General features: G+C 67.4%; 21 protein-coding genes, 1 tRNA gene and 1 pseudogene. 13 read left to right on the top strand and 10 right to left on the bottom strand.

The features are described from left to right. Together ACWGKS_RS27035 and ACWGKS_RS27030 are read right to left on the bottom strand one after the other, a co-directional pair. A pseudogene (locus ACWGKS_RS27035) lies at window positions 1-845 on the bottom strand (hypothetical protein); the annotation flags it as partial. Window positions 846-2,368: 1,523 nt separating this feature from the next. Then, window positions 2,369-2,677 carry a hypothetical protein gene (locus ACWGKS_RS27030; RefSeq protein WP_358515617.1) on the bottom strand — a complete coding sequence of 103 codons (309 nt, stop codon included), beginning with the start codon at window positions 2,675-2,677 and terminating at the stop codon, window positions 2,369-2,371. A 324-nt stretch (window positions 2,678-3,001) separates the two neighbouring features. Here ACWGKS_RS27030 and ACWGKS_RS27025 point away from each other — a divergent pair, with 324 nt between their 5' ends. From ACWGKS_RS27025 to ACWGKS_RS27015, 3 genes are all read left to right on the top strand, one after another. Then, window positions 3,002-3,835: a helix-turn-helix domain-containing protein gene (locus tag ACWGKS_RS27025; RefSeq protein WP_358515614.1), complete on the top strand. Its 834-nt coding sequence runs from the start codon at window positions 3,002-3,004 to the stop codon at window positions 3,833-3,835. Window positions 3,836-4,015: 180 nt separating this feature from the next. Beyond that, the gene (locus tag ACWGKS_RS27020) at window positions 4,016-4,138 is read left to right on the top strand and encodes a DLW-39 family protein (RefSeq protein ID WP_014912962.1); all 123 of its coding nucleotides are present in this window, start codon (window positions 4,016-4,018) and stop codon (window positions 4,136-4,138) included. 239 nt (window positions 4,139-4,377) lie between these two features. Beyond that, a tRNA-Ala gene (locus ACWGKS_RS27015) sits at window positions 4,378-4,450 on the top strand. 120 nt (window positions 4,451-4,570) lie between these two features. On the opposite strand, the gene ACWGKS_RS27010 is transcribed toward ACWGKS_RS27015, so the two are convergent. Beyond that, entirely contained in the window at window positions 4,571-5,749 is a 1,179-nt protein-coding gene (locus ACWGKS_RS27010) for a tyrosine-type recombinase/integrase (RefSeq protein WP_452524490.1), read from the bottom strand. Beyond that, window positions 5,746-6,294 (bottom strand): helix-turn-helix domain-containing protein, encoded by a 549-nt coding sequence (locus tag ACWGKS_RS27005; protein ID WP_452524488.1) that lies wholly within the window; start codon window positions 6,292-6,294, stop codon window positions 5,746-5,748. Before ACWGKS_RS27005 ends, ACWGKS_RS27010 begins: the two co-directional genes overlap by 4 nt. A gap of 139 nt (window positions 6,295-6,433) precedes the next feature. Here ACWGKS_RS27005 and ACWGKS_RS27000 point away from each other — a divergent pair, with 139 nt between their 5' ends. The 9 genes from ACWGKS_RS27000 to ACWGKS_RS26960 all read left to right on the top strand — a co-directional run bounded on the left by ACWGKS_RS27000 (window position 6,434) and on the right by ACWGKS_RS26960 (window position 11,502). Continuing rightward, window positions 6,434-6,643: a helix-turn-helix transcriptional regulator gene (locus ACWGKS_RS27000; RefSeq protein ID WP_452524486.1), complete on the top strand. Its 210-nt coding sequence runs from the start codon at window positions 6,434-6,436 to the stop codon at window positions 6,641-6,643. An 83-nt stretch (window positions 6,644-6,726) separates the two neighbouring features. Next, window positions 6,727-7,122 (top strand): hypothetical protein, encoded by a 396-nt coding sequence (locus ACWGKS_RS26995; protein WP_452524484.1) that lies wholly within the window; start codon window positions 6,727-6,729, stop codon window positions 7,120-7,122. Further along, the gene (locus ACWGKS_RS26990; protein WP_452524482.1) at window positions 7,119-8,921 is read left to right on the top strand and encodes an AAA family ATPase; all 1,803 of its coding nucleotides are present in this window, start codon (window positions 7,119-7,121) and stop codon (window positions 8,919-8,921) included. Before ACWGKS_RS26995 ends, ACWGKS_RS26990 begins: the two co-directional genes overlap by 4 nt. A 109-nt stretch (window positions 8,922-9,030) precedes the next feature. Then, a complete protein-coding gene (locus tag ACWGKS_RS26985) occupies window positions 9,031-9,351 on the top strand; it encodes a hypothetical protein (protein WP_452524480.1) in 321 nt (106 codons plus the stop codon). Continuing rightward, entirely contained in the window at window positions 9,348-9,590 is a 243-nt protein-coding gene (locus ACWGKS_RS26980) for a hypothetical protein (protein WP_452524478.1), read from the top strand. Before ACWGKS_RS26985 ends, ACWGKS_RS26980 begins: the two co-directional genes overlap by 4 nt. After that, on the top strand, window positions 9,587-10,204 hold the full coding sequence (locus tag ACWGKS_RS26975; protein WP_452524476.1) for a hypothetical protein: 618 nt from the start codon (window positions 9,587-9,589) through the stop codon (window positions 10,202-10,204). Before ACWGKS_RS26980 ends, ACWGKS_RS26975 begins: the two co-directional genes overlap by 4 nt. Continuing rightward, entirely contained in the window at window positions 10,201-10,365 is a 165-nt protein-coding gene (locus ACWGKS_RS26970; protein WP_452524474.1) for a hypothetical protein, read from the top strand. Before ACWGKS_RS26975 ends, ACWGKS_RS26970 begins: the two co-directional genes overlap by 4 nt. A 274-nt stretch (window positions 10,366-10,639) precedes the next feature. Further along, window positions 10,640-11,032 carry a helix-turn-helix domain-containing protein gene (locus ACWGKS_RS26965; protein ID WP_452524472.1) on the top strand — a complete coding sequence of 131 codons (393 nt, stop codon included), beginning with the start codon at window positions 10,640-10,642 and terminating at the stop codon, window positions 11,030-11,032. After that, complete coding sequence (locus tag ACWGKS_RS26960; RefSeq protein WP_452524470.1) at window positions 11,029-11,502, top strand: hypothetical protein; 474 nt, start codon at window positions 11,029-11,031, stop codon at window positions 11,500-11,502. Before ACWGKS_RS26965 ends, ACWGKS_RS26960 begins: the two co-directional genes overlap by 4 nt. Before the next feature lie 82 nt (window positions 11,503-11,584). On the opposite strand, the gene ACWGKS_RS26955 is transcribed toward ACWGKS_RS26960, so the two are convergent. Beyond that, window positions 11,585-12,133 carry a hypothetical protein gene (locus ACWGKS_RS26955; protein WP_452524468.1) on the bottom strand — a complete coding sequence of 183 codons (549 nt, stop codon included), beginning with the start codon at window positions 12,131-12,133 and terminating at the stop codon, window positions 11,585-11,587. A 111-nt stretch (window positions 12,134-12,244) separates the two neighbouring features. Between ACWGKS_RS26955 and ACWGKS_RS26950 the strand changes: the two genes are divergently transcribed. Further along, window positions 12,245-12,526, top strand: a complete 282-nt coding sequence (locus ACWGKS_RS26950) for a hypothetical protein (protein ID WP_452524466.1) — start codon at window positions 12,245-12,247, stop codon at window positions 12,524-12,526. Between the two features lie 493 nt (window positions 12,527-13,019). On the opposite strand, the gene ACWGKS_RS26945 is transcribed toward ACWGKS_RS26950, so the two are convergent. The 5 genes from ACWGKS_RS26945 to ACWGKS_RS26925 all read right to left on the bottom strand — a co-directional run bounded on the left by ACWGKS_RS26945 (window position 13,020) and on the right by ACWGKS_RS26925 (window position 16,610). Continuing rightward, on the bottom strand, window positions 13,020-13,415 hold the full coding sequence (locus ACWGKS_RS26945; RefSeq protein WP_452524464.1) for a hypothetical protein: 396 nt from the start codon (window positions 13,413-13,415) through the stop codon (window positions 13,020-13,022). Window positions 13,416-13,540: 125 nt separating this feature from the next. Continuing rightward, window positions 13,541-14,740: a helix-turn-helix domain-containing protein gene (locus ACWGKS_RS26940; RefSeq protein ID WP_452524462.1), complete on the bottom strand. Its 1,200-nt coding sequence runs from the start codon at window positions 14,738-14,740 to the stop codon at window positions 13,541-13,543. Between the two features lie 159 nt (window positions 14,741-14,899). After that, a complete protein-coding gene (locus ACWGKS_RS26935) occupies window positions 14,900-15,598 on the bottom strand; it encodes a DUF2637 domain-containing protein (RefSeq protein ID WP_452524460.1) in 699 nt (232 codons plus the stop codon). Continuing rightward, window positions 15,595-16,221: a hypothetical protein gene (locus tag ACWGKS_RS26930; RefSeq protein WP_452524458.1), complete on the bottom strand. Its 627-nt coding sequence runs from the start codon at window positions 16,219-16,221 to the stop codon at window positions 15,595-15,597. Before ACWGKS_RS26930 ends, ACWGKS_RS26935 begins: the two co-directional genes overlap by 4 nt. Then, window positions 16,218-16,610 carry a hypothetical protein gene (locus ACWGKS_RS26925; protein WP_452524456.1) on the bottom strand — a complete coding sequence of 131 codons (393 nt, stop codon included), beginning with the start codon at window positions 16,608-16,610 and terminating at the stop codon, window positions 16,218-16,220. Before ACWGKS_RS26925 ends, ACWGKS_RS26930 begins: the two co-directional genes overlap by 4 nt. Window positions 16,611-16,849: the final 239 nt, after the last annotated feature.

Below are 16,849 nucleotides of genomic sequence, written 5' to 3'. Positions count from 1 at the left end.
CAACCCCGGTGGGTCAGAGCGGTCTCGAAGATCCGCATCATCGCGTCATAAGTGCGCTGATGCTTCGCCACGGCGGCGTTCTCCGGCCCATACGGTTCGGTGTAAGCCTCCAGGGCGGCCTGGATCAGCTCGTTATCGGCCCCAGGACCCCACATCCGCAACAGAAACCCGGACTCGAACGTGGGCGAGAATTGGGCGCCCCGGTTCTCGAACGTTTCGTCATAGTCCCGGTCGGCCTTATCGGGGTCCAGGCGGGCCACGAACCATTTCGCCGCGTCCCGCAACTGGCGCACCGACGCCTGCGGGTACTCCTGCTTATAGGCGATGAGCCCGTATTCTAACCGGGCCCGAAACCCCTCCACGTCCGGGTGGGCGGACCGGAAATCCTCATCGCTCTTTTCCCACACCTGCGCCCAATCGGCCACAGCTTTTTCGGTGGAGGTCGCGATCGCGCATGCCTCACCCAACGACAAGACTTCGCCCTGGAAGGCTTCTTCCACCAGGGGCAGCTGCTGCTTGTACAACGCCCGGGCGAGGGCGGCAAGGCTCTTGGCCTCGGCCGGGGAGGTGCCCCACTGGCGGGTGATCCACGCCTGGATGCTGCGCTGGCCGCCCTCTTCCAACAGGGCACCGGTGGTCTCCATGCGGGCCAGGGCGGGCAGCATCCCGTAGCGGATGCGGTCTGTTTCCTGGTTGAGGCGGCCGAACTGTGCGAGTACATCGGCTTCGCACCCGAACGGGATATCCCGTTCGGAGAATTCCACCGCGATCTCCCGCGCACCCGCCATCGCCTTATCGACCGGGGTGTTCCCGGTCGGGCGCGGTGCGTGGGGAGGAAAGCTCATACTCTGATTATATGCGAACACCCTCAAGAATGGCAGCCCCCCTGTGAGTTTATTAGTCGAATTCTGGAGCTGGCATTCCTGCTATGCGAGAGTCCCTGTTTTGGGTTGCCCGAACCCCCCTTTTCCTTATGGCCGGATCCGTCCATCGCGGAGACACTCCTGGCGAATTCGAGGGAAGGGGCTCTGAAGAGAAACGATCTTGTCCGTAGCGCCATGTTGGGCGCCCAAATGGGCGCTACGAGCAAGATCATCGCTGAAAAGACCAGAGCCGGCTACCGCGGGGACGCGCCCCACCACCCACCCCACCTGTAGCGGGTGCTTCGTGACCTCACCCGTCACGTAGTGGCGACGCGGCCCACGAGGACACCAGGCGGAGGGGAAGGGATCCGGCCGCCTGCGGCCGGACCGGGCGAAGCCCGGGGCCGTTGGGACCTCAACCACTCTCCCCCCTTCCCCGATAGCCGCCAAACCGCCGCCCGCGCCGCACGGGTCAAGGCCACCAGCACCGCTGATGGGGACTCAACATCGCCTTGACGCGTGCGGTGCGGGCGGCAACAATCACGCGGCGGGGAAGGAGGGAGAACCCACCCCCACCCCGCCCGACCACCGGCAGGTTCTCTAGCCGAGGCGCCCCACCAACACACCCGAGCTACCCCCACCAACCCCAAGAGCCAAAAACCTGAGGCACCCCACCCCACCCCCGGGCAGCACGAAACCGGCGAAACCAGCGGCTCCCCCAAGATCAATGGGATCACGTAGGCAGAACGGTTCACCACCCCGAACTCCCCGCCTGTGGACAATCCAGCAGTGACCGAGAGGGCGGGATAGGTGGGCGCCTCAGATCACGGGCATGGCCTCGGTCAGAGGCGTGATCAGGTGTCGCATGCCGGGTTCCTGAAGGGGGCTAGAGCACACACCGGGGCATGACCGTACTCGGCGGGGCCTACCCGGGTTCGTCCCGTCCTGGCCGCCCCGCCCCGGAACCGCGCACGGGTTCCGTGTGTGGGGGACCCTTCTCCACCTTTGTGGCCACTGACGTCGTGGCTGCTGTCTTGGCTGCTGAGGTCCATGAACATGTCCTTGAGCCCCTGGCCATAGCCGGACACGGCACGGCAGGCCAATGACCACACCGACACACCGACACACCGACGACAACGGCCGAGACATGACAACGCCGGCGACCGCTACCGACTACCACCGATATCGCCAGGGGAGGCGCAGGGGTGGGGGACCGACCCGTGATGGGCACGGGTCGTACTCGCCGGGCCAGGTCAGGCCCGTGGCGGGGAAACAGGCCCTAGTCTTCGTCGACCTCCGGGGCCTCGATGAGCTGCCGCAGCAGCGCAACGAAATCGTCTTCGCTCATCGCCGACCAGTCCACGTGCTCGTTCATGTCAGCGATCTCCCCCGAACCCACGGCTGATAAGCCTCGGAGAACCGTATTGCTTCGAGAAGTCTGGGTTAACAACCCGTTGCCGCAGGTGGAGGCGGGTGGCCGAAAGCGGACATCGGCCTTTTAGAGGTCAAATGCGCTGCTGGAGGGCGGCTCGACATTCGGGGCAACGGCAGCGTTTGTTGTAGCCGGTGACGGTGCCGTGCGGCAGCGAGGGGTCACGCTGTTCGGTGAGGGTGGCGTCCAGCTGGTCGCCGAAAGCGGTGAGGATGCGGGCGGTCGAGAACACCTGTTTGGGGCCGATCCCGAGTTCCGCTGCCGCGTCGTCGATGTGCTTACCCATACGGAGTTTCGCGATGAGACGGGACCGGGTACTCGGTGGCATCTCGGCCTCCGCGTTCGCGATCAGCTGCTCTGCGTCGTCAAGCGGGTAGCTCATGGGTTTCCTCTACATGTGCGGGTACGCCCGCCGCGGCGGGCACCTCCTGCATCGTACGCGCCTCCTGACGCGCCCCGGTTGGGTCCGCAGCGTCGTAGGAGGGCCACGACGAGTGAACGACCTCCTGTGGGCCATGTGACCACCCAACACCGAACTTCGCTTACTCATCGTAACAAACGCCTGGAATCGACGAAGGAGAAGCGAGTCGCGTTGTCCTTATTGCATCGAATCGGCACCGGTTTTCTAGAAACTCATTGCTAGATGCTAGACACCGTGTTTCGCTGGAGGGACACTTCCGACACTCCGCGTCATTGGATCAGTGTTATGACCAGTCCCACGGTTCGTCGACGGCGACTGTCCGCCGAACTCCGCCGTCACCGTGTGCGGTCCGGGATGACCCTCAACGACGTGGCCGACGAGTTGGAGTGGTCGCCGGCCAAACTCGGCCACATAGAGACCGGGATCCGCAAGTGGCCCTCCGTCATGGAGATCTCCGCCCTGCTGAAGCTCTACGGGGTCACCGGCGGCCGGCGAGAGGCCATCTTGACCCTCGTCCGGGAATCCCGACTTCGCCCCTGGTGGACGGAGTATGAGGACGTTCTCTCCTCCGCCTACGTGGGCAACGAGGCCGGCGCGGTCACCATCCGGACCTATGCCGGGATCCTCGTCCCCGACCTGCTCCAGGTCCCCGACTACACGGCCACCGTGGCGCGGTCCCTCGGCCATGGTGACCACGGTGCCGAACGCATGGTCGCCGCGCACCTCAAACGCCAGGAGATCCTCGAATCCGGTGCCCTGGGCCGCTACCACGCCGTGGTGGAAGAGGACGCGCTCCAGCGTGTCTCCGCGGACCTCTCCCTGCTGCGGGCACAGGCGGGCCGCCTGGTCGAACTCGCCACGGGCTCCGACCACGTCACGGTGCAGCTCCTCCCCACCTCGGCCGGGCCCCACCCCGGGTTGGCCGGCCCGTTCTCGATCATGGGGTTCGAGGAGGACGAGGCCGACCTCGCCTACGTCGAAGCGACCCAGGGCGGGGCGATCGTCGAGTCGGAGGAGGCCGTCCGCTCCTGCCATGGAGTCTGGGACCGGCTCACCGGCATCGCCGCGGATCCTCGGGCCACCGTGGGGATTCTGCGCCGGATGGCGCTGCTCACCTGAGGGCTCGGAAGTGGATCAACCGAGAAACCCGGTGTGAATCGGTCCACGATGGCAGGGACCGCCCGCAATAGCTTGCTAGTCTGCTAGGTGACAACCTCATAAAGTTGCCCTCGGTGCCCTCGCCCAATGGCGAGAGCCCGTGTGTACGACCGGTTTTCCAACTGAGAAAGGGTCCGGACAGTGAAGAAGATCATCGTTCTGGCGCTGGTGGCCCTCGGGGCTTTCGCCGTCTACCGCAAGATCCAGGCGGACCGCGCCGAGCTCGACCTGTGGACGGAAGCCACCGCGGCCAGCGAGAGCTGATCGCGGACCCTCCTGGCCACCGACAGGGGGCCGGTGGGTTTCCCGTCACGGGTTCGACGGTGCACACCACGTGTGTCGCCCGGCGTCCGCTAGTGACACGAAGACGTGGGTGGGCCGACAACCCCGTGGTGCGACCCACGGCTTTGTGCTGTGTCCGGCCCCCTGTCATGTGCGCTCGGAGCACCCGCCGATACGGGTATGCTCTGCAATGGTGAACGGGCCAGGCCCGGAACCGAAACGGGGCCATAGCTCAGCTGGCAGAGCGCCGGTTTTGCATACCGGAGGTCAGGGGTTCGACTCCCCTTGGCTCCACTCAAGAAAAGCGCAGATCAGACGTGGTAACGGGGGCTTCCTACGGGGGTCCCCGTTTTGCGTTTCCGGTGCCCGGTACGCATTTGGTACGGATGGCACACGACTTGGTACAGAACATGGTCACTTCCTCGGGTCCTGCTTCGCCTTCCGGAGGGCGGCCGCGCGCGCCGTGCTCGTGCGCGTGGCCACCTCGTCGAGCCGGTCGGGGAACAGGTGCCCGTAGTGGTCGAGGGTCATCGTCGCCGTCTTGTGGCCGAGCATCGTCTGCACCACCTTCACGTCCGCACCGGCCGCGATGGCAAGGGACGCGGCGGTGTGCCGGAGCTTGTGCGCCGTGACGCCCTGCTCTCCGAGACCGGCGTCGATCACGGCAGGATCGAACACCCGGCGCCGGAAGTTGTCGTAGCGCAGCGGGCCGCCCCCGGGCGCGGTGAACACCCACGCGTCCGGCTCCCGGTCCTTCACCAGGGGCCGTAGCTCCCGCACGAGGAAGGCCGGCAATGGCACGGACCGCTGTTCGTGCGTCTTCGGGGTGTCGACGTACACCTCTCCGCCGTCACGGCCGAACGCCTCGACCACACGGATACGCTTCCGCTTCATGTCGACGTGCCGCACCCGCACCGCCGCGGCTTCCCCGTACCGGAGACCGGTGTACGCCAGCATGAGCACGAACGCCCGGTACGGGCCGGCCGCCTTGCCGAGTAGCTCGACCTGGTGGTGATCGAGGTACACGTGCTCACCCACGGGCAACCGGGGGAGCTTGACGTCCGTGGCCACGTTCGCGGCGACCTTGTTCGATGCGACCGCGGAGTCGAGGATCATCGACAGCACGCCGTAGATCTTGCGCACCGACGACGAGCTGAGTTTGCCGCCCCGGACCCCGGGGGAGTTGACCAGTTCGGCGACCCAGGTCACGACGTCGTCGCGCCGGATGTCCGACACGGCCAACTCGCCCCACCGGGGGAGCACGTACAGGTCGAGGTGATCCCGGTAGCCCTTCCGGGTTGACCGCTTCAGGTCGTGCTGTGCCTCGAACCACGCTTCGGCGACCGTGGACAGCTTCACCCTGCCGTCGCGCGGGTCACGGTACGTGCCCAGCGCGAGTTGAGTCTCAAGCTCGGTACGCCGTGCCTGCGCCTGGGGCTCCTTGGCGAAGGTCTCGGCGCGCTCCTTGCCGGACAGGTCGTAGTACCGCACCCGCCACCGGCCGGGCGGGGTGCGCTTCGCCTTCCGGGCCGCCGCCGCGCGTTCGCGGTAGTCGGCGTGTTTGGCCCGGTCCTCGATCCATACACGGATCACTCGTCTGTCTCCTCATCTGCGATGTCGCCTAGCTGTTTGCGGGCGTGCTTCTCCGCCCGGTGCTTGTCGATCGCCTCCTGATACTCCGCCGACGCTTCGACCCACCAGGGGCGCGCGTAGGCGTGAAAGAGCGCTTGCTGATGGCGGATCTCGGCGGGGTCGCTGCCCTCATCCAGGATGGAGGGGTCATCTCCTGTCGCCCACCGCCATACGTCAGCGGCCACGTGATTGTGGCTGTGGTTCAACCCTGTGAACTCGACGGAGTCCCACGCATGGGTGGGTGTACCGATCAACAAGGCGACCGGAGACGTGTTCAACGCAAGCGCGAGAACCATCAGGTCATCGACGTCAACGCGGCGGGTGGTCCTGCCGGTTTCGGGTGATTCCCCGTTCTCGATCCCGCGCAGCATCTCCACGCTGACCAGGCCGTTAGTCCTGTTGGCAAGCTCCTTCCGGGTCAGGCCCTGTGCCTTGCGTAGGCGGGCGACGTTCGTAGCGACCTGGATAGCAGTAGGTCCGTGGTTCTTCGCCTTTTTAGTGGTCATGATTCCCACTGTAGACGGAGTTCCCATGGTTTTCCCCTCCTCTCATAACTGGCCTCGCCCTTGCTTGAGTGCTACTATTCCCGGTGTAGCGGCAACTGTCAACGCCGCAGTGTGAATTTTCAACACTAGGAAGTGGAAGATGCCTCACCACGGGAACAGGAAGCTGCTCACTCCCGCCGAGTTCTGCGAGATGACGGGCGTCGCGCCCCAGACCGCGAGCAACTGGCGTTACAAGGGCGTCGGCCCCAGCTTCATCAAACTCGGTACCGGACGCACGTCCCGAGTCCGCTACCGCGTGGCCGACGTCGAGGCGTGGCTCGACGCCCACCAGGGCGGCGCCGCCGCATGACCGCCGAACCCACCTCACACATGCGAATGGCCGGGGCGGCAACCCCGGCCATTCAGAAGACGCACCCTCAGCAAAAGGACGTCATGACCAGCGTACGACAGCACCATGACCACACCCCGAACATCACCGGGACCGTGGTCTTCACCTGCAAACTTCACCAGCGCGAACGCGACATGCTCATCCCCGGGTTCGACGGGGCCATCGCCCCCGAAGCGCCCCGTAAGGACGGGCTGCCCATCGGGCCGGCCGCCTACGCCGGGATGCACATCATCGTCGACATCGGCGACGCCCCCGGGTTCCGCTCCGACCCCGAGTGGGAAGCGTTCATGACCGCGTGCCTGGTCCACCGGGCCGCGTCGGTCGAGGTGCGCGGAGCCAACCCCTTCGGGATCGCCCGAGTCCGCTCCGATCTCGCCCACGCTCTCGCCCACCGGAACGACGAAGGCGCCCCCGTGCCCCCGTGGACGGTGAGGAAGTGACCGCTCTCGCCCGAGTCCGTGACGCCCTCGAAGCGCACGGACACGCACCTCACGGAGACACCCAGCTCTCCGCACGGTGCCCCGCCCACGACGACCGGGCGCCGTCCCTGTCCGTCGGCTACGACGGCAGTAAGGCCCTGCTCTCGTGTAAGGCCGGCTGCGACACCGAAGACGTCGTTACCGCCCTCGACCTGCGTATGACGGACCTGTTCGACGAAGACACCGAACGGCGCCCTGAGTGCGACCACGCCCGCCCGTGGAAGTCGAGTGATCTCGTCGCCAGCTACGACTACGTCGACCCGGCCGGGGAAGTGCTTTACACCCAACGCCGCTACCGGTGCCGGTCCTGTGGTGCCAAGACGTTCCGGCCGCACAACCGGGCCACCGACAAAGCTGGCCTGCCGCGCGGCGTCCGGGTCCTGTACAACCTCCCCGCGGTCACCGAAGCCGCCGCCGCTGGTGGCACGGTCGCCGTGGTGGAGGGAGAGAAGGACGCCGACCGGCTCAACGAACGCGGGCACGTCGCGACCACCGCCGTCAACGGCGCCAACGCCAAGTGGGAGCACGACTACACAGTCGCTCTCAAGGGCGCGCACGTCGTGGTCATCGCCGACAACGACGGCCCCGGTATCGAGCACGCCCACAAGGTCGCCCAGGCCCTCGACGGGGCCGCCGCGTCCGTCCGGATGCTCCGGTCCCCGCTCGACCGTAAGGGCGCCGACGTGTCCGATCACCTCGACGCGGGTCTGTCCCTCGACGACTTGGTGCCCCTCGACCAGGCGCCGGAGGAAGACCTCGACGAGACCCCCGCTGACGACGCCCAGGACCTCGACGACACCGAGGAAGACCCGACTCTCGCACGGCTCTCCGAGCTTCGTTCCCTACTGGTCGACTCCGCCGGCCTCGACGGAATCCCCGACCCGGAACCGCTCATCGACGGCGTGCTCTACCTCGACAGCCTCGCGTGGGTCCAAGGCAAACCCGGACACGGTAAGAGCTTCCTCGCGATCGACTGGGCCGGACGTGTCGGTCTGGGGCTCCCCTGGCAGACCCGAGAGGTCACCAGCGGCCCCGTGCTCTACCTCATCGCCGAAGGCGTGTCCGGTGTTCGCCAACGCGTGCGCGCCTGGGAGCAGCGTGCACAGGCCCGCATGGGTGGTGTCCGCTTCCTGCCCGTCGCCGTGCAGCTCATGAACCACGGCGAGAAGGAGGCGTTCGTCGCCCTGGTCGCCGAACTACGCCCCGCCCTGGTCATCATCGACACCCAGGCCCGCGTCACCGTCGGCGCCGACGAGAACAGTTCCCAGGACATGGGGCGCCTGGTCTCCGCGGCCGACGACATCCGACGCGCGTCCCGGGCGTGCGTGCTGTTGGTCCACCACGAAGGGCGTAGCGGCGACAACATGCGCGGCTCCACCGCCATGGAGGGCGCCGCAACCACCATCGTCCGCGTGCTCAAAGACGGCCCGCATGTGCGTCTGGAGTGCAAGAAGCAGAAGGACGCGACCCCCTTCGATCCGTTCCTGTTGCGGCTGGAAACCGAGGGCGACAGCGCCGTTCTCACCGGTGGGAGTAACAGCGCCCGCGTCACCCCTTCGGAAGAGGCGATTCTGTCCACGCTCCGAGAGTTGTTTGAGAGTACCGGCGCGTCCGCGTCCGCCCTCATGAAGGCATCCGACGTCGCCGAAAGTTCCTTCTACCGGGCTTTGAAAGCGCTGGTCAATAAGGGATTGGTGGTCAACACCGGGGCCGGTAGGCGCTCCCACTACCAACTACGGGAGGTGCCCGCCAACCAATGACTCTCACCTACTCCCACCAACTCCCATGACAGTACGCCCCTAACTTCCTCCCACACCCCACCCCTTTAGGGGTGGGAGTGAGAGGGAGAGCCGGCAGGAAGGAAGCAACATGAGCGATCTGATTCGCTCCCACGTCGACGGCTACCCCGCCCTCTCCGTCGTCCCCCGACTCTCCGAAGACCTCCCCACCGACATCCGCGAAGGCATCGCCCGCCGCCGCCTGGTCGCCACCGGCCACCCCTGCCCCTGCGGCGCCGCACCCATCCGCCTCAACCGCGCCCAGCGCCGACGCATCACCACCCGACACCGACACGGGCACACCGAAGTGATCCGGCTGTCCGTCGTCCACGAAGACAACTGCCCGGCCGCCGATGACGTGCTCGACGCTCTCGCCGCCCGCCACGGCCTCACCCCCGTGAGGTGGACATGAGCGCCCGCTACATCGCCGCCCGCGTCCGAACCAAAGCCATCGCCGCCAACCGCGCCACCCAACCCGGAACACCCGAGTTCAAAACCACCAGCAGTGTCGCCGCCGCCCTCTACATCACCGAAGACATAGACCGCGCCCGACACCTCATCACCCACGCCGCCCACATCGACGACACCACCCGGGCAAACGCCCTCGACCTGCTCCACCAACTCACCGAACAGGAGAACACCACCCCATGAGCAACGACCCCATCACCACCGCCGACACCGAAGCCACCGAAGCCGCCCGACGAGTCGAAGAACTCGAAGAGCAGGTACGCAACGGCGACGACACCATCACCGCCGACCACATCGAACAGCAGCGCGGCCTGTCCCGCTTCGCCAAGCTCCGAGCCGAAGCCGCCCGACGCAAGACCGCACGCAAGCAGGCCAAGCAGCGCCGCCACGACATCGACACCGTGACCGCCGACATCGACGCCCAGACCGACGACACCCGCCGCCTGGTCGAACTCCGCGCCCAGGCCGAGACTGCCGTCGAGGCGTTCGTGAACGCCTGCGAGGACCGCAACCAGTGGGTGCGCTCCACCGTTGGTCGCCTGCACAACCTCGACGTCCCTGCCCAGAACCAGGGAGAGCCCGACCCGTCCGGCACCACCTGGTACACCGGCGCCGGCGGCGCCGTAGTGATCACCCCGAACGGCCGCATCAACGAGGTCAAGACCGGCATGCACGTCGCCGACGCCGTTTGCCAGGTCGCCCGCCGCCACGGCGGACTCCCCGCCGGCGGCAAGGACCTGGGCGCCCTCCTCCACAACCACACCGCACCCACCCAGCGCATGGAGACCAACCGATGACCGAACCCCGCCCCACCTTCACCCGCGGCCAGATCGCCGACATGGACACCGACGAGTACGCCGCCAACCGCGAAGCGATCATGGCCCAGCTCAAGCGTGAGGGCACCGCCCGCCGCACCGGCAACACCCCCACGAACACCACCACAACCCCAACCGAGTAACCCACCACCCCGGCCGCCCCGCACCAACCACGGGGCGGCCGACCCATACCCACCACAGGAGACACCCCACATGCCCCACAACCTCGACCGGTCGACCACCCCACCCACACCCGCACGCGACATTGGACACCACCCACCAACGACCACCCCGGATCAGCGGGCGAACGGTCGCCCGGCCCCTCGTCACGACGTTGGACACCGCCCGGTACAGACACCAGCGACCACCCCCGACCGGTGGGCGAACGGTCGACCCGACCCGGACGAAACCGCCAGGTTGGCCGCCACCTTCGGCGCCCTCCTTCGGCGCCTGCGCACCGAACGGGGGTTGTCCATCCGGGGGTTGGCCGCCCGCGCGGTGGTCGCTCACACAACCGTGTTGCGGCTCGAATCGGGGGAGCGCCGGCCCCGACCGGTGGTCATCACGGCGTTGGCCAACGCCCTCGACCCGGACGCCCCCGAGCCGGCCCGTGAGGCGTTGACGGGCGCGGCGGGTGCGTCGCTCCGTCCGGACACTCCCCGGGGTGTCAGAGCCCACCACAGGCGCGCCAGGAAGGCCGTGGAGGAACGCGGGCTTATGGACGCTCTCGCCCTACAGGTGGCCGCTCTGGTGGCCGCCGGGGAAGGCGATCACCTGGTCGACATGGGAGAGGGAGACGGGCAGTGGTGAACCGCGCCGAAGAGCTTCAGAAACGCCTCGAACAGGCACAGGAACGCTTTGGCTACAGTCCCGCACAGGAACGTCTTCGGCGCCTGCGAGTGGGCAAGACAGCGCCGCGCACGGCTGAAGAGTTGATCGAGTGGCGGGCCTACGTCGACAACCCGTCCCGGGTGCTGCGCAAGATCACCCACGACACCATCCCGAAGCGGGGGAAGGTCGTGGCCACTTCGGGGCCACGGGAGGGCGAACAGGTGTGGTGGGTCGACGGGGTGACGTACACCGACGACCCCGAAACGGTGTGGGTGTTGGCGCACAAGCGGGTCCTGATCGAGGACGCCCCCGACGGCATCCCGGCCGACTACAGGGAGCGGGTCGAGGTTGAGCAGCGGCGCCGCGCAGAGGCCGAACGGCGCCGCGCCGAACGAAGGAAGCAGGGGAAGCGGGACGGTCGAAAGCGCTCCAAGACCACCGCCGAATGACCGGTTTCTGACCCCCGATAAGTACGGTGACCGTGGCTGTGAGCCGACGATGGGCCCCGCCTTGTGCGGGTCCTTCTGCAGGTCAGAGTTCGGGTAGTTCCACGAGCTGACTCTTACTCTCCTCGTGGAACGGCCTGGGCCGCATCCACTCGACCAGATATTCATGGGCGACCGGGAATGCGCCTGGGGCGACCTCGCTGGCGTCGTAAGTGATCTCTACGAACTGCCCCACGGGGACAGAATCAGCTGTGACCGAGCTTTGAAGCCGCTGGCCGGATATGCGGACCGAGAGGGCGACCTCTTCGCCAACGTTGGTGATCTTCGCCTTGCGCGTTGCTGACAACCTGTCTGTCGAGCCCTGAACCTTCTTGATCTCCCATCGAGCGACTCGGTGTTCGGCTTGGCTTTTCTCCAGTTGGAGGGCCTTCTCCTCCGCCGAAGCTGACCTGTCTGCTGCATGGGCCGAAAGTTTCGCGGCCTCGACTGACTCACGTGCTACTTCGAGGGCCTTCTTTGCTGTGCAGGCGGATTCCTTGGCGGCGTCTTTCGTAATCCAGGCTACGACGAGAGCTCCGGCCGCGATGACCGCCGCGATGATGGCGACAACGAGTTCCCATGTTGCTGTTTCCATAGCGACAAGGTAGCGGCGCCCGGGGGTTGCCGCGTCTGCTGTCCGTTTCTGGCCATGCTCTTGCCTTGGCGCTTACCCCGGACGGTCGCAAGGCGAGGGATCATGGGCGACATGACCACTGAAGATCTTGTTCTCGTCGGCGCCCGGCTTCACGAACGCAGTCTCAAGCCCGGGCAGGTCGACATGATCACCCCTGTGACGATCACGAGAAGGATCGCCGAGTTCAATGGCGCGAAACTCGATGCTGGCACTGTGGCGGACGTGCTCGCGGTGTTGCACGCGAAGGGCTTGACGTCCACGCCCCAGGTGGGGGCGACGGGCAAGGTGGCGCATATCAACTGGCTTACCGAGGATGCTCGTACTCGCGCGGATGGGCTGATCGGAGAGAGCTGATTACCCGGAGGCAGACACGGTAGCTCTGCTCCCAGAGTCGGGAATGTGATGATGCCCGTGCGGGTCGGTCACCCTGTCATACCCGCTTCCGGTAAAAACTCTGCGGTCTCGTGTACTGGTTCGTCAGGTGTCGCCCGCTCCGGGCATGAAGCAGGGCCACAGGTCGCGTTCCTGTGGCCCTGCTGTGTGCCCGGGAGGTGTGCCTCACCGGGCGGGGACCGCGCCCCTGTGCCTTCCCCCACGGCAGAAGGGCGCGGCCGTATGAGACCCGCGCACCCGTTGGGGAGACGAACCCGAACAACGAACGGATACGGGCCGGGCGCGCGGGGGCTCTAGGCCGCCCTGGGCGGGGCGGGGTTCTCCGGAGACGGCCGCGGGGCGGGGATCAGCCCGGACGCGCGCGGGACACGTCGAGGGAGCGGTCCGCCGTCGTTGACGGGCGCGGCCGGTCGGGGCCGGCGTGGTCGGGTGAGTCGGGCGAACTCTGCGAAGGTCACCGGGCGCCCCCTGCCCGCGGTCGTTGTCCCCACGTGCCGGGGTTGTTCATCCTGGCTTCGAGCGCGCCCGGGGTTTCCTCCATCAACGTGGGTTCGACCCCGTCGACGAGAGCGGTAGCCATCCAATACCGAGGCGTGCGCCACACCTTCCACAGAGCGCCGTGCTCGGTCTGGAGTCGGTCGAGTTCGTGCTTCTCCAGGGCGACGAGCAACGCGCGGGTGTCGGCCGCCGTCAAGGTTGCCTTGCCGCTGGTCGCTGTCCAGTTGCCGTGCACGGCCCCGTCACGGGTCCGGCTGATCTCCCAGTGCGGGTAGTCGGCCGCGATGATCTCGATTGCGGACGGATGGGCGTGCAGCGCGGCCCGTTCGTCTGCGCGCTGGTCGGTCATCATCGGTCACCTCGGAGGTTGGGGTGACAACGACGCTACGGACCCTGTGATGCCCGCTACAGACACAGAACGTGGCAGTTCCCGGACCACCGCCCCAGAACTGCCACGCTTCGTGGTAGCGCCGCTGATCAGGTCACACCGAGGAACGCGGCAACCTCCCGATGCTCACTCGACGGCATCCGCTTCGCCTGCTCCAACAGGTCTTCGGCGATGTCCCGGGCGGCCTGCTGTTGCCGGAACCATGACGGCGCCTGGCTCTTCAACCCGAGCACGATCTCGGTTGTCCGGTCGACGTTGCGCAACCGAAGGTGAGCTGCGGCCTGGTCGAGCGCGTACCGCTGTTGAGTGTTCGCCGTGGTCTGCCCTTGCCGCGGCCGGATCTCCTCGACCAGGTCCAACGCCCGGTCGGGCCGGTCGGCGATCAACTCGTTCTGCATCCCGTTCATGAGCGCCGTGGCGCGGCCGAACCTCATGTGTCCAGCGGTTGCGATCTCGTCGCCGACAAGCTCCCCGGCGGTCTGGGCAAGCGTCTGATACTCCCGTGCTTCGTCGGGCCGGTTGTTGCGGACGGCCGCGGCACCGGCGCGCATGAGCACGTACCCCCACGCCGCCACCGACTCCTTGCCGGCCTTGGAGAGCCGTTCGGGCTCCAACGCGTCTGCCGTGTCGGCGCACAGGCGTTCCACGTCATCGAACCGGCCTTGCCGCATGAGCGCCCACCCCTGCTCACCGATGCACGCCGCGGCAAGCCCCTGATCGCCAACGGCAAGCGCGTCGGTGAGCGCGTCACGAAGCGCGATCAGCGACAGATCATGCTCCCTGATCTGGATGAGGTACCGCGCCGTCAATTGGAGGGAATCCGACCGAAGGCGGATCGCTTCGTTCTTCTCGTCGCCCTCCAACAACGCCACGTGGGCGTGAGCGGACCGCACAAGAGCGGGCGACAACCGCGCCACGTCGTCATACCGGTCGGCCTGGTAATGCGCCGCCACCGACGACACGGCGCGCTCCAACAGGCCCAGGTTCGGGGGAACGTCGTCGTCGGGGTAGAGCCGCCCCCGCAACCCCAACGGAGGATTGACGGCTGACCGGATGTCGGCGAGAACCGCGTCGCGCTCATCGTCGACCCGCGGCGCCGGTGCTTCGGCAGTCATGAACCACACCGTGCGCACTCCCAGGGTTCGGGCGATGCGGTGGTAATTCTCGATCCGGGCCGTGCCGCCCTGTTCGACCTTGCGGATGACGCCGACGCTGATCCCTGCCCGTTCTGCAAGGCCCTCTTGGGTGAGCCCGCGGCGTCGTCGAAGCTCTATGAGCCGGTCGGCCACGGAGGTATCCTGTGCGGGCATGGGTCCCGTCCTTCCCTGGTTGGTCGCACTTCACAGGGTAGGCCGGGGCCTTCGCCATGTCAGGGGGTCAACCGCAACGGCCCCGGGCAGCGGGAAGGGCCGGCCCCTCGACGAAGGGCCGGCCCCGTGCTCACCGCGTCACGCGGCCTGGCACTCCCTGATACGTGCACGCCCCCACGACTCGGAGCGACCGAACCGCGCGGCAAGCTCCTTACCGGTGGGAGGCACACCCTCGGTACGGGCGACACGGTAGGCGTTCCGCGCCCGCACCCGGTCATCGAACGGTTCGCCGCCCGGGTCCTGGGCGTCGCCGACCGGCACGGTCACCGTGTCGCGTGTGCCGTCCACGGCAGACACCGACACCGGCGCGGCAAGGGACGGCAAGCCGTGCCGTTCCTCCTCGACCGTGGGCGCCTCCTCGACACGCTCCACGGGACGCTCCGGACGGTCGCCTGTGTCGCCGGGGAAGGCCAACGCCAACGACGCCACCAACAGCAGGCCGTCAACGCTCAACGGCAACAGGTGGGCGACCAACGCGGTTTCGCCGTAGGACAGCAACAGGTCCCGCATGTGCCCATACGACACGATCGCCGCGACCCCGGCCACGACAGCGGTACCGGCCCACCGAAGCGCGATGATCCACCACGGCCCCGATTGGCGGGCACGGGCCACCAGTTCGGCGACCAACAGCAGGGCGACGGGCGCCCACCCCGCGGCGACGACACGGCCGAAGTCGACCGCCCCGCCACCGTCGAGGGCGTGCAACACGTTGGCGCCCACGGAGACGACGGCGCCGGTGGTGAACGCCAACCAGGCGACAAGGTTCCCGTGCATCATCGGTTGACCTCCTCGGTGCCCTGGGCGGCGTTGGCCAGCTTGCGCAGGAGCACGGCCGCGTGGTCGGCGCCGCGCCCGTCCTCGACGGTGGACAGCACACCGGACATGAAGGAGTACCGGTAGGTCAGCTGATCCGGAGCGCCGTCCTTCGGCAGGTCGAGGACAGCCTCGACGGCGTCAAGTAGTTCGCGCACCTGGGCGAAGGGGACGGTGCCGGTGTCCCCGGTGGAGGTGGCCGACCAACGTCCGGCGGCGCTGTCGGGTACGTCGGCGGTCTGTTCAGCTTCGACGGTGGCGATGGCCTGGTCGATGGTGCCCTGACCGGTGAGGACGGCGGCGTCGAAGAGAGCACCGTCGGGGGCACTGTCGAGGTCGGGCTCGACCACCGGCACGTCGGGTGTGTGCCGGATCAGCCACAGCCGGGCGGCCGTCTCGGTACGGCACCGGTGCGGTTCCCGCCCGGGGATGTAGGCCTCCCAGTAGTCCAAGAGGAAGCTGTAGCGGCCAACGACAGCGCCGTTGCGGGTCGCCTCCCAGTGAGCGGGGTGCCCGTCGGGGAACCCGGTGGTGGTCTCGCTGGTCATGTCCGGGGTGGGGGAGAACTGGAGTCGGGTGCGGCTCATCGGTTCGCCTCCACGGTGTCGTCCTGGGCGCCCTGGGCGTCGCTGTTGCCGGGCCACGGGTCGAGCCGCCCGCCCTGCTCCATGCCCCGGATCAGGTCGAGGGTGAACGTCTGGGAGGGCGCCCACCAACGGGCCGCACGGTAGCCGGCCGGGTCGGTGTCGGGGTCGGGCACGTCCAGGGCGACGAACAGCAGGGAGCGCACGGGGGCGGTGAGGGCGCGGAACGCGTGCACGGCAAGGTCGATGGTGGCGGCTTCGTCGATCACGACCAGGTGGTGAGTGTGGTCGACGGTGAGGGGGATGTCGTAGACGCGGACCGGGGCGCTGGTGGGGAGGGCGCCGACGGTGAGGGACAGCGGCACGGCGACGGTCGGGGTAGCGTGGTTCAAGGTGGACCTCTCGGGTAGGTCCGGCCGCCCGCCCGACCAGGGATAGGCCCCTGGTCGGGCTCTCTGTTTCCGGTACGCATTTGGTACGGATGACAGCGGTAAGGCCGGGGATAACGCGGTATCTATGAGTGCGAGTTTTCGCAGGTGATCCGCTGCTCTCCCGAGTTGTTGCAGGTGGCGAATTCGCTTGCGCGAGATTTGCATACCGGAGGTCAGGGGTTCGACTCCCCTTGGCTCCA

The sequence above is a fragment of the Nocardiopsis sp. NPDC055879 genome, assembly GCF_053615935.1.
The sequence above is the reverse complement of the archived record's forward strand: the minus strand, read 5'-3'. Positions and strand labels throughout refer to the sequence as shown.